This window comes from Paraburkholderia sp., from assembly GCF_004298475.1.
Taxonomy (GTDB): Bacteria; Pseudomonadota; Gammaproteobacteria; order Burkholderiales; family Burkholderiaceae; genus Paraburkholderia; species Paraburkholderia denitrificans.
On the sequence record NZ_SCRP01000022.1, the window covers coordinates 288,653 to 302,292 of the forward strand.

Genomic DNA, 13,640 nt, shown 5'->3' on the forward strand with positions numbered 1-13,640 from the left:
CGCGCGGTGCGGCCGATGAAGCGGGAAGCATACTCCCAACGGCGGCGAGAGGAAAAGCCGAACGAATGCCCCGACGAGCGAAGTTGTCTTGTGTGAAGCTATATGGCGAACCGGAAAAAGAAAAACCCCGCACAAGTGCGGGGTTTTCTGTCTTCGTCAGGCTCGGAACCAGATTACTTGATCTTGGTTTCCTTGTACTCGACGTGCTTGCGAACAACCGGGTCGAACTTCTTGATCGACATTTTTTCCGGCATGTTGCGCTTGTTCTTCGTGGTCGTATAGAAGTGACCCGTACCTGCGGTCGACTCCAGCTTGATCTTGTCGCGGATGCCCTTGGCCATGATTTACTCCTTAGACTTCGCCACGTGCGCGCAGATCTGCGAGCACGGAATCGATACCGTTCTTGTCGATCAGGCGCAGGCCTGCGTTCGACAGGCGCAGACGCACCCAACGGTTTTCGCTTTCAACCCAGAAACGGCGGTTTTGCAGATTCGGGAGAAAACGACGCTTGGTCTTGTTGTTCGCGTGGGAAACGTTGTTGCCGCTCATCGGCGCTTTCCCAGTTACTTGGCATACGCGTGCCATGAGAGCACTCCTAATACGCTAATTCTGAGTTCGTGAGCCGCTAAAGTTTCCCAGGCGAGATATGGCGGGCAAGGGGGCGCTCACGTATGGATGAGAAACAACCTCGAACCCAGCTCATTCCCCCTGGAACGCCTTGACAGGCTTCGGAACAGGGTTGGAAATAGGCAAACCGTAATTTTAGCGGAAAAACCGCAGGAAAATCAAGCCCGATTTGCAACGGCAATGGTGCGGACCAAGCTGGCCTTCGTGATGCCGGCTCAGGTGGAGCCTGTCAGTTCCAGCCGTTGCGGGCGAACGAATAAGTCTCCCGCGCGCCGATCACGAGATGGTCGACCAGCTGGACGTCCACGAGCGCCAGCGTTTCGCGCAGCACCCGGGTGAGGCGCCGGTCGCTCGCGCTCGGTTGCACGGCTCCTGAAGGATGGTTGTGCGCGACGATCAGGCTCGCGGCGTTGAGCATCAGCGCACGCCGCACGATTTCGCGAGGATACACCACCATGCGCGTGAGCGACCCGCGCGAGCTTTCTTCGGGACGGATCAGGCGATGCCGCACGTCCAGATAAAGGCACACGAATACTTCATAGGGCCGGGCGCCGATCATCAGGCGCAGATAGTCCTCCACCGCGCCCGGTGTATCGACGAGCGGTTTTTCGTCGAGCTGCTCGGCCAGCGCGCGGCGGGCAAGCTCCAGCACGGCAAGCAGCTTGGCGGCTTTCGCCGGACCGATGCCGCGCAGGCCATCGAGCTCCTCGCGTTGCGCGTCCAGCATGACGCGCAGCGAGCCGAACCGCTCGATGAGCGAGCGCGCGACATCGAAGACATCGTGACCCGGCAAGCCCGACCCGAGCAACAGGGCGAGCAGGTCCACGTCCGAAAGCGCGCCTGGGCCGGACGTGCGCAGGCGCTCTCGCGGCATGCTTCGCGCGCGTGCTTGTGCCGCGTTGCCGCAGGCGGGGGATGGCGCGTCTCGTCTGGCGGAAACAGGGTGAGCGGGGTGAACGGGGCGAGGCGCGCCCGTCGGTGTTTCGGCGCGGGGCCAGACTGGCTTCGCGCAGGCTGCTTCCAGCATTGCGACCTCCATGGGGCTGCTGTGGGGCTGCTGTGGGCGGCCGGATCGCGCCTGGTGCGACAACCGTGCTTTGCCGGATCGCACATGCGCGCCCCAACCGCCTCGGATAAGTGGCTTACAATACGGGTTTTGCGGCTGCGCCAGCGCGGCCGGACCGGCGCCTTACGGGTGCGACCAGACGACAATGAGTACCGTATGACCATCATCGACATCTCCGAGGTGAAATCGGGTTCCCACGTAACGCTGCATTACCGGCTCGCACTCGCCGACGGCACCGACGTCGTCAATACGTTCACCGAGCACCCGGCGACCCTGATGATCGGCGCCGGACAGATCGCCCCGCCGCTGGAAGAGATTCTGCAGGGCCTGAAGGTGGGGCACCATTCGACCTTTCAGCTAGGGCCGGACGTCGCTTTCGGCCAGCGCAGCCCCCTGCTGATCCAGCGCATCGCGCTCGGCACGCTGCGCGATCACGGCATGGAGCGCGAAGAGTTCACTCCCGGCGATCTGATCGAATTCAATGCAGCCGATGGCGGCCGCATTGCGGGCGTGGTCAAGGAGATCGACGAGACCTCCGTACTGTTCGATTTCAATCACCCGCTCGCAGGCCAGGCGGTTGAGTTTGAAGTGAAAATCATCGGAATTCTGTAAGCCCATGAGCTCCCCGGACACGCCCCTGATTTCCGACACCGAAATCCTGCTCGCGCAGCCGCGCGGCTTCTGTGCCGGTGTCGATCGCGCCATCGAAATTGTCGAGCGCGCGATCAAGCAGCATGGCGCACCTATCTACGTGCGCCACGAGATTGTCCACAACGCGTACGTGGTCGAAGATCTGCGCAAGAAGGGGGCGATCTTCATCGAGCAGCTCGATGAAGTGCCGTCCGGCAACACGGTCATTTTCAGTGCGCACGGCGTCTCCAAGGCGGTGCGCGCGGATGCCGAGGCGCGCGGGCTGCGCGTCTACGACGCCACGTGCCCGCTCGTCACCAAAGTGCACGTCGAGGTCGCGAAGATGCGCGACGAGGGCCTCGACATCGTGATGATCGGCCACAAGGGCCACCCCGAAGTCGAAGGCACGATGGGGCAGGCGGAAGAGGGCATGTATCTCGTGGAAGACGCCGCCGACGTCGCGGCGCTGCAGTTGCGCGATCCGTCGCGCGTGGCGTTCGTCACGCAGACCACGCTCTCCGTCGACGACGCGGCCGAAATCATCGCGGCGCTCAAGGCGCGGTTTCCCGCCATCCGCGAGCCGAAGAAGCAGGACATCTGTTACGCGACGCAAAATCGCCAGGACGCCGTGAAATTCATGGCGCCGCAGTGCGACCTGGTGATCGTGGTCGGCAGCCCGAACAGCTCGAATTCCAACCGGTTGCGCGAAGTCGCCGAGAAGCGCGGCGTCACTGCCTATATGGTGGACGCCGCGTCCCAGATCGACCCGCAATGGCTCGTGGGCAAGCGCAGGATCGGTCTGACGGCGGGCGCCTCGGCGCCGGAGGCGCTTGCACAGGAGATCATCCAGCGTCTGCGTGAATTGGGGGTGCGCAATGTGCGCGCGCTGGAAGGCATCGAGGAAAACATCGCGTTTCCGTTGCCGCGCGGGCTCGGCTTGCCGGCCTGAAGCTTTCAGGTACCGATCAGAAAAGCGCGCCGTCGGCGCGTTTTTTTTCGCCCGTCGATCGCTCCACCAGACCATAAACAGTCAATAAAACGGGGGCGTAACGCCGTGAAGCGGAGATCAACCCGTGTGAAGTTGGGGTTTTTCGATCGCCCCGGATCGAAAATCGCACCCAATTTTTAAATACGGCCCCGATTTAATGGCGACCCTCCAGCCAACCTGACCAGAAAGTGTGCCGATACGGCGCATGAAGACTCGCTGCGTTCGTGCTCTTAAACTCTCCGAAAGGCCGCCGCCTGACAAGGTCTTCCGGCTATTGCCTGCAACACTTGGTGCAAATCCTGGTTATTTTGGTGCAACTGATGCCCGAAAATGCGGTGCTACCAGCGGTGCAACCCGCGCTATTCGCTGGTCCATGAATGCGGTTGCAATGCAGGAAAACCCTGCCGGTTCAACCATATTGCTGCCCGCATAATTGGAGTTACAATGCGCGCGTCCTGAAGGCTTGACGGCCTTTCAGCGAGTAATTCGGAAGGTGCAGGAGACCTGATTAATGCAAGTCGATTTTGCTTACACCGCGTTTTCGGCGGCGGCGGTAGTGCTGCGCAATGCGTGGCACGACAGCAGTGCCGGGACGGGTGGGGCGGCGGCGAAGATGGCCGCGCGCCTGGCAGGAACCGATGTGCAGACCGATGTGCATTCAGGACATGACGACGAAAACGGCAAGCCGCATCTTGTTTGCGCGCATGCTGCAAAGGGGACAAGGATGACCGCGGTTCCCGTAGTCATGACAAATGGTATGCAACCTGCTCGCGCACGCAGCGGCGCGAGCGCTGTTTTCGTGACGGGCCGCAGGGCGCGCGTCGTCGCCATTCTTCACAATGGCGCGGCGCGGCAATGGGGTTCGTTGGCTGGTCTGACCGAAGCCGCTCGCAGCGATGCGGCGTTTTCGGGCAACTCCGGCAGCGAGGACGGGCTGCAGAAAGGAGTCATGACGCGTGACGCATCCATGGCTGGCCGCGAGGCTATTGGCCATGCTGTCGTCGCGAACGTTACAGGTAGTTGAACACGACGGCACCGAACCATCCGGCGGTGCCGTTTTTGCATCTGCTTCCGGGGAGACCGCCGCTGTAACACAGCGGTGATTCGAACCGGGTGTGGGTAACCGTAACCGGTCTTTTACTTCAGTACCCGAGAGTGTCGTTGCGGTTCCGTAAAACATCGCCCACCGGCCGATGCACAGCGCGAATCCGGTCGCACGGGCTAAGGAGCATTAAATGGATATCTTCATCCAGCAGATCCTGAATGGGCTGGTGCTTGGCAGCATCTACGCCATCATCGCACTGGGCTACACCATGGTGTACGGGATTCTGGGCATCATCAACTTCGCGCACGGCGACGTGCTGATGGTCGGCGCCATGGTCGCGCTCTCCGCCATCAACGTGCTGCAGAATCATTTCCCGGGACTCGGGAATATCGCGACGCTGACCATCGCGCTGATCATCGCGGCAGTGGTCTGCGCGGTCGTCGGATACGCGATCGAGAGAATCGCCTACCGGCCGCTGCGCCGAGCGCCGCGTCTCGCGCCGCTCATCACGGCCATCGGCGTGTCGATCCTGCTCGAGACGCTCGCCATGATGATCTGGGGCCGCAATCCGCTCGCGTTCCCGCAGCTCATCTCCACGGATCCGATCAACGTCATCAAGCCGACTGAAACCGGCGTGGGCGCCGTGATCTCGCCGACCGAGATCGTCATCATCGCCGTGGCGTTCATCGTGATGGCCGGACTGCTGCTCCTTGTGCACCGTACGAAGCTCGGCCGCGCGATGCGCGCGATTGCCGAGAACCCGAACAATGCCTCGCTGATGGGTGTGAACCCCAACTTCGTGATTTCGGCCACCTTCATGATCGGCTCGGCGCTCGCCGCACTGGCCGGCGTGATGATCGCCTCCGAATACGGCAACGCGCACTTCTACATGGGCTTCATCCCCGGCATGAAGGCGTTCACCGCGGCGGTGCTGGGCGGTATCGGCAATCTTGGCGGCGCGATGGTCGGCGGCGTGGTGCTCGGTCTCATCGAGCAGCTCGGCGCAGGCTATATCGGCGGTCTGACCGGCGGGGTGTTCGGCAGTAACTATCAGGACGTGTTCGCATTCATCGTTCTGATCGTCGTGCTCGTGTTCCGTCCGTCGGGGCTGCTGGGCGAACGTGTCGCGGATCGCGCATAAGAAGGAGAAGAGCAAAATGACTTCCATTCAACCGATCGAGCCGTCGACGACGCTCATCGCCGAGAAGAACAAGACGAAGACGCTCACGGTCGGCATCGCCACCGCGATCTTCGTGATCTTCGTGCCGTTCCTCGTGGGCGCAGCGGGCGGCAACTACTGGGTGCGCGTGCTCGACTTCGCGATGCTCTATGTGATGCTCGCGCTCGGCCTGAACGTGGTGGTCGGCTTCGCCGGCCTGCTGGATTTGGGCTACATCGCGTTCTACGCCGTGGGCGCCTACACGGCCGCGCTGCTGACGTCGCCCCACCTCACCTCGCAGTTCGAGTGGATTGCGAACATGTTCCCGGCCGGCCTGCATACGCCGTACTGGATCGTGGTTCCGGCCGCCATGGCGCTCGCCGCGCTCTTCGGCGTGCTGCTCGGTGCGCCGACCCTGCGTCTGCGCGGCGACTATCTCGCGATCGTGACCCTCGGCTTCGGGGAAATCGTTCGTATCTTCATGAACAACCTCGACCGTCCGGTGAACATCACCAACGGACCGCAGGGCATTACGGGCGTTTCGCCGCTGCAGGTCGGGGGCGTGAGTCTCGCGGACCAGCACACGCTGTTCGGTTTCACGTTCACGTCGGTGTACAGCTACTACTACGTGTTCGTGCTGTGCGCGCTGCTCGTGATCTGGGTGTGTACGCGTTTGCAGCACTCGTGCATCGGCCGCGCCTGGGCCGCCATCCGCGAAGACGAAATCGCGGCCAAGGCCATGGGCATCAACACCCGTAACGTGAAGCTGCTCGCGTTCGCGATGGGTGCGTCGTTCGGCGGCCTCTCCGGCGCGATGTTCGGTGCGTTCCAGGGCTTCGTTTCGCCGGAATCGTTCACGTTCTGGGAATCGGTCGTTGTGCTCGCATGCGTCGTGCTCGGCGGCATGGGCCACATTCCGGGCGTGATTCTCGGCGCGGTGCTGCTCTCCGTGTTCCCCGAATTCCTGCGCTCGACGATGGGTCCGCTGCAGCACGCGCTCTTCGGCCATCAGATCATCGATACCGAAGTCATTCGCCAGCTGCTTTACGGTCTCGCGATGGTCGTCATCATGCTGTATCGCTCGGAAGGCCTGTGGCCCGCGCCGAAGCACGAAGACCGCGTTGCGAAGATCGCGAAGCGCGCCAGCAAGAAAGCGGTGCGCGCCTAAGTCAGGACAGGAGATAAACGTATGAGCAACAAACCCATCCGCCTGTCCGTGAAGGGCGTGAACAAGCGCTTCGGCGGCCTGCAGGCGCTTTCGGAAGTGGGCCTGCAGATCGAAGCGGGCACGATTTACGGTCTGATCGGCCCGAACGGCGCCGGCAAGACGACGTTCTTCAACGTGATTACCGGTCTCTATACGCCGGACTCGGGCGAGTTCCGGCTCGACGGCGATTCTTATACGCCGACCGCCGTCTATCAGGTGGCGAAGGCGGGCATCGCCCGCACCTTCCAGAACATCCGGCTCTTCGGCGGCATGACCGCGCTCGAAAACGTGATGGTGGGCCGCCACGTGCGCACGAAGCACGGCCTGCTCGGCGCCGTGTTCCAGACGCCCGCGGAACGCAAGGAAGAGCGCGAGATCAAGGAGCGCGCGCTGGAACTGCTCGAATACGTGGGCATTGCGCAGTACGCCGACTACACGTCGCGCAACCTCTCGTACGGCCACCAGCGCCGTCTGGAGATCGCGCGTGCGCTCGCGACGGACCCGAAGCTGCTCGCACTCGACGAGCCTGCGGCGGGCATGAACGCGACCGAAAAGGTGGAACTCACGCGCCTGCTCGACAAGATCCGCGCGGACGGCAAGACGATCCTGCTGATCGAGCACGACGTGAAACTGGTGATGGGCCTGTGCAACCGCATGACAGTGCTCGACTATGGCAAGGTGATCGCCGAAGGTCTGCCGCACGACGTGCAGCGCGACCCGAAGGTGATCGAGGCATATCTGGGCGCAGGGGTGCACTGATGGCAAAGGCAATTCTCAAGATCAAGGGCCTGCAGGTCAATTACGGCGGCATTCAGGCCGTGAAGGGCGTCGACCTCCAGGTGGAGGAGGGCGAACTCGTCACGCTGATCGGCGCGAACGGCGCAGGCAAGACGACGACGATGAAGGCGATCACGGGCCTCAAGCCCTATTCCGCCGGCGACATCGAATACAACGGCCAGTCGATCAGGGGCGTGCCGGCGCACGAGCTGCTCAAGCGCGGCCTCGCGATGGTGCCGGAAGGCCGCGGGATCTTCTCGCGCATGTCGATCATCGAAAACATGCAGATGGGCGCGTACCTGCGCAACGACAACGACGGCATCAAGAAGGACGTCGAGCGCATGTTCGGCTTCTTCCCGCGCCTGAAGGAACGTGCGTCGCAGCTCGCGGGCACGCTGTCGGGCGGCGAGCAGCAGATGCTGGCGATGGCGCGCGCGATCATCTCGAAGCCCAAGCTGCTCCTGCTCGACGAACCGTCGATGGGCCTCTCGCCGATCATGGTCGAGAAGATCTTCGAAGTCGTGCGCACGATCTCGCAGGAGGGCATCACGGTGCTGCTCGTCGAGCAGAACGCGCGACTCGCGCTGCAGGCGGCGCACCGCGGCTACGTGATGGATTCGGGCCTCGTCACGATGGAAGGCGACGCGAAGCAGATGCTCGACGATCCGAAGGTGCGTGCCGCGTACCTGGGCGAATAAGTCGGCGAATAAAGCATCGTTCGACGGTGTAAATGAAAAGCCGCATGGGCCTCGCGCTCATGCGGCTTTTTTCATCGGTGCGCGTTGTGTGCGTTGTGTGCGCTATGCGTCGCTGGGCGTGGGCGACTCAAGGCTCCAGCCGTTTGCCGAGCTTGTTCTCGATTACAGCGAGTCGAGCACCGAGCGCAGCATCGCCATCATCTGGTCGATCTCTTCGTTCGTCACGTTGAGCGCGGGCATGAAGCGCAGCAGATTCGGGCGCGCGGCGTTGAGCAGCAGTCCATCCGGCTGCATGAGGCGCGCCTTTTCGACGATCTGCGGGCCGATATCCTTGCCGAGCAGCAGCGCGCGCAGCAGACCTTCGCCGCGCTCGCCTTCGAAGCCGCGCTCCGCCGAAAGTTCGAGCAGTTTCTCGCGCAGATACTGGCCGCGTGCGCGCACGCCTTCGAGGAAACCTGGCGCAACCAGTTGCGAGATCACCGAATAGCCGACCGCCGTCATCAGCGGATTGCCGTTGTAGGTGCCGCCCTGATCGCCGGCTTCGAATACGCAGGCGTCGTTCTTCGCGAGCAGCGCCGCGAGCGGCACGCCGCCGCCGATGCCCTTGCCGAGCGTCATGATGTCCGGCTCGATGTCCGAGAGTTCGTGGGCGAACAGCGTGCCCGCGCGGCCGCAGCCGCTTTGCACTTCGTCGACGATCAGCAGGATGCCGTGCTTTTTCGTGAGCGCGCGCAATTGCTGCATGAATTCGCGCGTGGCGGGGATCACGCCGCCTTCGCCCTGGATCGGTTCGAGCATCACGGCGACGGTCTTGCGCGTGACGAGCTTTTCGACCGATGCGATGTCGTTCAGGTCCGCCTTCGGGAAACCGGGCACCTGCGGCGCGTAGATCGTGTCCCAGCCGGCCTTGCCGCTCGCCGACATCGTCGCGATCGTGCGGCCGTGGAAGCTGTGATCGAATGTGATGACTTCGTACGCGCCGTCGCGATGCTTCTTGCCCCACTTGCGCGCGAGCTTGATCGCGCCTTCGTTGGCTTCCGCGCCGCTATTGGCGAAGAACACCTTGTCGAAGCAACTATGTTCGGTGAGCAGGCCCGCGAGCTGCGCCATCGGTTCGTTGTAGAACGCGGGCGACGGATTGATGAGCAGGCGCGCCTGCTTGTCGAGCGCTGCGATCATGCCATCGTTGCAATGCCCGAGGCTATTGACGGCCCAGCCCTGAATAAAGTCGAGATAGCGCTTGCCTTCGTTGTCGTAGAGCCACGACCCCTTGCCGTGCGTGAAGACGATTTCGGGCCGGTTGGTGATGTACATCAGCGACTCGATCGGGTACTCGGAAAAATTCATGGCAGCGGGCTCCGCGCTCAGGACAGGAAACAGGGTTGGGAAGGCAGCCGCGGCGAAGCGGCGAGAAAAAACGAAAAGCCACGGCTGAGCGTGGCTTTTGCGATTCGAACTACATGCGCGTGAAGGTAAGACGCGCGTCCGCGATCAAGCCAGACCCAGCGAAGGGGGCGAGCGTCGACGTCGCAGAGCGGACTGGATGTGGTTCATGGGCGCAAGAATACGATAAGCGCAACGGCGCTGTAAACCGTCAATTTGCGGGCGGCCGAAGAAATGTTCGTGACGGCCGCCGCGCAAATCGGGCGACTAGCGAGCTTCAGACCGGATTGGCGAGGTCAGCGGCGCTCGTGAACGAGTCTGCGAAGAATTCGTTTTCCGGCAGGCCGTGGTGCTGCGAGAAGTCGCGCTGCGCCGATTCGACCATGACGGGCGCGCCGCACGCGTAGACCTGATAGCCGGACAGATCCGGCAGATCGTCGATTACCGCGCGGTGCACGAAACCCGTGCGGCCGGTCCACGCGTCGCCGGCCGCGGGCTCGGAGAGCACCGGCACGAAGCGGAAGTCCGGAATGTCCTTCGCCCACTGTTCGGCGAGATCCATCAGGTACAGGTCCTTCTTCTCGCGCGCGCCCCAGTAGAGCGTCATCGGGCGCTCCAGCTTCTGGTGGATCGCGTGCTCGACGATCGCCTTGATCGGCGCGAAGCCGGTGCCGGAGGCGAGCAGCACGATCGGCTTGTCCGAGTCTTCGCGCAGGAAGAAGGTGCCGAGCGGCGCTTCGAAGCGCAGGATGTCGCGCACCTTCAACTGCTTGAACACGTGGTCGGTGAACGTGCCGCCCGGCATGTGGCGGATGTGCAGCTCGAGCGGGCCTTCCTCGTGCGGTGCGCTCGCCATCGAGTAGCTGCGGCGCGTGCCGTCCTTGAGGATGAATTCGAGGTACTGGCCCGCGAGGTACTGCAGACGCTCGTTCGCGGGCAGTTGCAGCTTCAGGACGACGACGTCGTCGGCCTTGTGCTCGATATCGGCGATCCGCGTGGGCAGCTTGCGCACCTGCACGTCGCGGACGCCCGCCACTTCGCGGATATCGATTTCGAGGTCCGACTGCGCGGTCGCGCAGCAGAAGAGGGCTATGCCGCGCGTCTTCTCGTCGTTCGAGAGCGCCGATGCGGCGTGCGCGCCCTGTTCGATTTCGCCGTTGACGACCGAGCCCTTGCACGAGCCGCATGCGCCGTTCTTGCAGCCGTACGGCAGACCGATGCCCTGGCGCAGGGCGGCGTTGAGAACGGGTTCGTCCGGCTCGACCTGGAATTGTCGGCCGCTTTGCTTGAGCGTTACGTTGAAAGCCATATTCGAGTAAAGGATGAGTCCTGATTCCTGAGGGCCGCCGCCTGCCTGCGCCGACGGCTTAAAATGGGTCCACCATGATTGCTACACGAACCTTGCGCCGTGCGCGCATCCTGATCGTCGGTTGCGGCGACGTCGGCTTGCGCTGTGCGGCGCTGTTGCATTCCCCGCGCGTGTTCGCGCTCACGAGTCAACCGGCGCGCGTCGCGCCGCTACGCGAGGCGGGCACGATACCGGTGCTCGGCAACCTCGACGTGCGGGCGAGTCTTGCGCGCCTCGCGGGGCTTGCGCCCGTGGTGCTGCATCTCGCGCCGCCCGAAACGTCCGGCGAAGACGACATGCGCACGCGCCGGTTGATTGCAGCGCTGAGCGCACGCCGCCGCTCGGCGGCGCGACCGGCCGGTACAGGCGGGCGCCCGCTGCGCGCCAATGCGGCCATGACGCTGCGGCCGGGGCTGCACGGGGCGGCAAGGCCGCACGGCACGGTCCTGAAGGCGCGCACGTCCGTATCCGCCGCGTCGTTCGCGCCCTTCGGCGCATGCGTGACGCGTGGGCCGGGATGCGGCAAAGCGAGGCATATTGTATCCGAGCACCCTGTCGGACGTGTGCCTCTTCACGCTGACCGGCTGCGGCTCGTTTATGCGAGCACGACGGGCGTGTATGGCGATTGCCAGGGCGCGCGAATCGACGAAACGCGCCCGGTGCGGCCCGCCAACGCGCGCGCGAAGCGTCGCGTGGCGGCTGAGCGGCTGCTGCGCCGGGCGACCGCGCGCGGCGCGCTCGTTGCCACGATCGCACGCATTCCGGGCATTTACGCGGCCGATCGCCTGCCGCTTGCGCGGCTTGCGAAGGGCACACCCGCGCTCGTCGAAAGCGACGACGTCTACACGAGCCATATCCACGCCGACGATCTCGCCGCGATCATGGTGCGTCTTGCGACGCATGGGCGAGCGTCGCGCGTGATTCACGCGTGCGACGACAGCGAACTGAAGATGGGCGCGTGGTTCGATCGCGTCGCGGACACGTTCGGCGTGGCGCGCGCGCCGCGCGTGAGCCGCGCCGAGGCCGAGCAAAGGCTCGATCCGGTGCTGCTTTCGTTCATGAGGGAATCGCGCCGGCTTGCGAATGACCGGCTCAGGCGCGAGTTGCGAATGCGACTGCGCTATCGGACTGTCGACGACTTTCTGCGCACGCTGCCACCGCACCCGTGAGAGTGGGCACGGCGGCATGGCGCAAGCGTGCCGTTCACGTGATTGCCGGCAGCGCCTCGAGCAGGAGGAAGCAGAGCAAGGCGCCGATGAGGGCACCGATCAGGTTCGGGTGATATTGATGCCGCCAATACATCGAAGCTGCCAGAGCGCCGATCAAGACCATCCCGAACGCTACAAACGCCATCAACAGAGCGGGGATTTGGAATGTGCCGTTAATGTTCATGCCGCCCCTCCTTGCATCGCTTGTAATCATTGTTTAAACGAGTATAGGGCGGAACGTCAGGAAGGGCATGCTGCAGCGCGGTGTCGATGACCGCCGTCCGGGCGTGATGGCGCCGCACGTCGCAGTGCGGCGGCGGGGTGCAGTGCGCAAGCGCTCAGCTGTTTTTCAGCCGCTTCTCACCCGCTTCTCACCCGATTCTCCGCCGCTTCTTCTCAGCTGTTACGCAGTGCGTCGATCCGGGCCGCGTCGAGCCATTGCCAGGCGCCCGGTGCCAGATCCGCAGGCAAGGCGAGGCCGCCGATGCGCTCGCGATGGAGCGCTTCGACACGGTTGCCCGCCGCCGCGACCATGCGCTTGACCTGGTGGTACTTGCCTTCGAGCACCGTGAGTTCCAGCTCGCGTTCGCTGCGCGCGCGGGCCGCGACAGCCGCGATTGGCTCGCGTTCGCCGTGCAGGAGGACGCCGCTGCGCAGCGCGTCGAGCTGGGTGTCGTCGAGTGCGTGACGGGTCGTCGCGACGTACACCTTGGGCACCTTGCGTTTGGGTGAAGTGAACGCGTGGACGAACTGGCCATCGTCGGACAGAAGCAGCAGGCCGGTCGTGTCCTGGTCGAGCCGCCCGACGCACTGGACGCCGCGCGTCGCGAACTGCTCCGGCAGCAGATGAAATACGCTCAGATGATGCTGCGGGTCGCGCGAGCATTCGTAGCCCGCAGGCTTGTTCAGCACGAGGTATGCGCGCTCGTGAAACGGCCAGACCTCGCCATCGATGCTGAACGTGAGGTCTGCCGTGTCGAATGACGCGAGCGGATCGGTGCAGGGCACGCCCGCGACGGCGACGCGCGCATCGGCGACGAGCGCGCGGCATTGCCGACGCGAGCCGAAACCCTGGGAGAAGAGAATGCTTTCGAGATTCATGAAGACCGGCAGACGACGTCAAACCGGTGCATTCTAACCGGCTCGGCTGCGGTGGGGCGGTGCGCGATGCCTCTCATGCACGGCAGGCGCAAGGCGGCTTTATCTTCCGTTTCGTTCTGCTGAATAACGGGGGAGCCGGATTTGTTGCGATGGAGATGCGCGGGGTCGCGGGACAACAGCGCGGAAACGGCGGCATTGCCGCTATGCCCGCTCAATGCTCTGGGCTGACGACATCACTCGCCGGACGTCGCCGGAAAGAAAAAACCCGCGAAGCCTTGTGCTGTCTGAACTGACCCCACGAAGTTGGACGGTTAAATAGCTAGGTGGGCAAGGCCTGAGTCCTGTACTGCACGGGGCTCAGGCCTTTTAGTTTGAGCTTGATGCGCTCGTGGTTGTAGTAGTG

15 protein-coding genes and 1 pseudogene are annotated in these 13,640 nt (G+C 63.5%); 8 read left to right on the top strand and 8 right to left on the bottom strand.

Features of this window, described 5'->3' with window-relative positions; all coding sequences use genetic code 11:
• Positions 1–173 precede the first annotated feature (173 nt).
• The 3 genes and pseudogenes from rpmG to radC all read right to left on the bottom strand — a co-directional run.
• Positions 174–341: a 50S ribosomal protein L33 gene (gene rpmG, locus EPN59_RS12565; RefSeq protein ID WP_027817504.1), complete on the bottom strand. Its 168-nt coding sequence runs from the start codon at positions 339–341 to the stop codon at positions 174–176.
• Positions 342–351: 10 nt separating this feature from the next.
• Entirely contained in the window at positions 352–585 is a 234-nt protein-coding gene (gene rpmB, locus EPN59_RS12570) for a 50S ribosomal protein L28 (protein ID WP_293046108.1), read from the bottom strand.
• Positions 586–856: 271 nt separating this feature from the next.
• A pseudogene (gene radC, locus EPN59_RS12575) lies at positions 857–1,525 on the bottom strand (DNA repair protein RadC); the annotation flags it as partial.
• Between the two features lie 324 nt (positions 1,526–1,849).
• On the opposite strand from radC, the gene EPN59_RS12580 reads away from it, so the two are divergent.
• The 7 genes from EPN59_RS12580 to EPN59_RS12610 all read left to right on the top strand — a co-directional run bounded on the left by EPN59_RS12580 (position 1,850) and on the right by EPN59_RS12610 (position 8,197).
• Entirely contained in the window at positions 1,850–2,305 is a 456-nt protein-coding gene (locus EPN59_RS12580; protein WP_293035113.1) for a peptidylprolyl isomerase, read from the top strand.
• Between the two features lie 4 nt (positions 2,306–2,309).
• Positions 2,310–3,272 carry a 4-hydroxy-3-methylbut-2-enyl diphosphate reductase gene (gene ispH / locus EPN59_RS12585; RefSeq protein WP_293035115.1) on the top strand — a complete coding sequence of 321 codons (963 nt, stop codon included), beginning with the start codon at positions 2,310–2,312 and terminating at the stop codon, positions 3,270–3,272.
• A 550-nt stretch (positions 3,273–3,822) separates the two neighbouring features.
• Positions 3,823–4,335 carry a hypothetical protein gene (locus tag EPN59_RS12590; RefSeq protein ID WP_293035119.1) on the top strand — a complete coding sequence of 171 codons (513 nt, stop codon included), beginning with the start codon at positions 3,823–3,825 and terminating at the stop codon, positions 4,333–4,335.
• 211 nt (positions 4,336–4,546) lie between these two features.
• The gene (locus tag EPN59_RS12595; protein WP_293035122.1) at positions 4,547–5,497 is read left to right on the top strand and encodes a branched-chain amino acid ABC transporter permease; all 951 of its coding nucleotides are present in this window, start codon (positions 4,547–4,549) and stop codon (positions 5,495–5,497) included.
• A gap of 16 nt (positions 5,498–5,513) precedes the next feature.
• Positions 5,514–6,683 (top strand): ABC transporter ATP-binding protein, encoded by a 1,170-nt coding sequence (locus tag EPN59_RS12600; RefSeq protein ID WP_293035124.1) that lies wholly within the window; start codon positions 5,514–5,516, stop codon positions 6,681–6,683.
• A gap of 21 nt (positions 6,684–6,704) precedes the next feature.
• Positions 6,705–7,481, top strand: a complete 777-nt coding sequence (locus tag EPN59_RS12605; RefSeq protein ID WP_293035126.1) for an ABC transporter ATP-binding protein — start codon at positions 6,705–6,707, stop codon at positions 7,479–7,481.
• On the top strand, positions 7,481–8,197 hold the full coding sequence (locus tag EPN59_RS12610; protein ID WP_293035128.1) for an ABC transporter ATP-binding protein: 717 nt from the start codon (positions 7,481–7,483) through the stop codon (positions 8,195–8,197). The genes EPN59_RS12605 and EPN59_RS12610 overlap by 1 nt, the downstream gene beginning before the upstream one ends.
• 162 nt (positions 8,198–8,359) lie before the next feature.
• Here EPN59_RS12610 and EPN59_RS12615 read toward each other — a convergent pair whose 3' ends face one another.
• Together EPN59_RS12615 and EPN59_RS12620 are read right to left on the bottom strand one after the other, a co-directional pair.
• Positions 8,360–9,544 carry an acetylornithine transaminase gene (locus tag EPN59_RS12615; protein WP_293035130.1) on the bottom strand — a complete coding sequence of 395 codons (1,185 nt, stop codon included), beginning with the start codon at positions 9,542–9,544 and terminating at the stop codon, positions 8,360–8,362.
• A gap of 313 nt (positions 9,545–9,857) precedes the next feature.
• The gene (locus tag EPN59_RS12620) at positions 9,858–10,889 is read right to left on the bottom strand and encodes a CDP-6-deoxy-delta-3,4-glucoseen reductase (protein WP_293035132.1); all 1,032 of its coding nucleotides are present in this window, start codon (positions 10,887–10,889) and stop codon (positions 9,858–9,860) included.
• A gap of 74 nt (positions 10,890–10,963) precedes the next feature.
• Here EPN59_RS12620 and EPN59_RS12625 point away from each other — a divergent pair, with 74 nt between their 5' ends.
• Positions 10,964–12,097 carry an NAD-dependent epimerase/dehydratase family protein gene (locus tag EPN59_RS12625; RefSeq protein ID WP_293035134.1) on the top strand — a complete coding sequence of 378 codons (1,134 nt, stop codon included), beginning with the start codon at positions 10,964–10,966 and terminating at the stop codon, positions 12,095–12,097.
• 34 nt (positions 12,098–12,131) lie between these two features.
• On the opposite strand, the gene EPN59_RS12630 is transcribed toward EPN59_RS12625, so the two are convergent.
• The 3 genes from EPN59_RS12630 to EPN59_RS12640 all read right to left on the bottom strand — a co-directional run.
• Entirely contained in the window at positions 12,132–12,320 is a 189-nt protein-coding gene (locus EPN59_RS12630; RefSeq protein WP_293035136.1) for a hypothetical protein, read from the bottom strand.
• A 212-nt stretch (positions 12,321–12,532) separates the two neighbouring features.
• A complete protein-coding gene (locus EPN59_RS12635) occupies positions 12,533–13,237 on the bottom strand; it encodes a 16S rRNA pseudouridine(516) synthase (protein ID WP_293035138.1) in 705 nt (234 codons plus the stop codon).
• A gap of 319 nt (positions 13,238–13,556) precedes the next feature.
• A partial coding sequence (locus EPN59_RS12640; RefSeq protein WP_293039224.1) for an IS3 family transposase occupies positions 13,557–13,640 on the bottom strand: 84 nt, incomplete at its 5' end.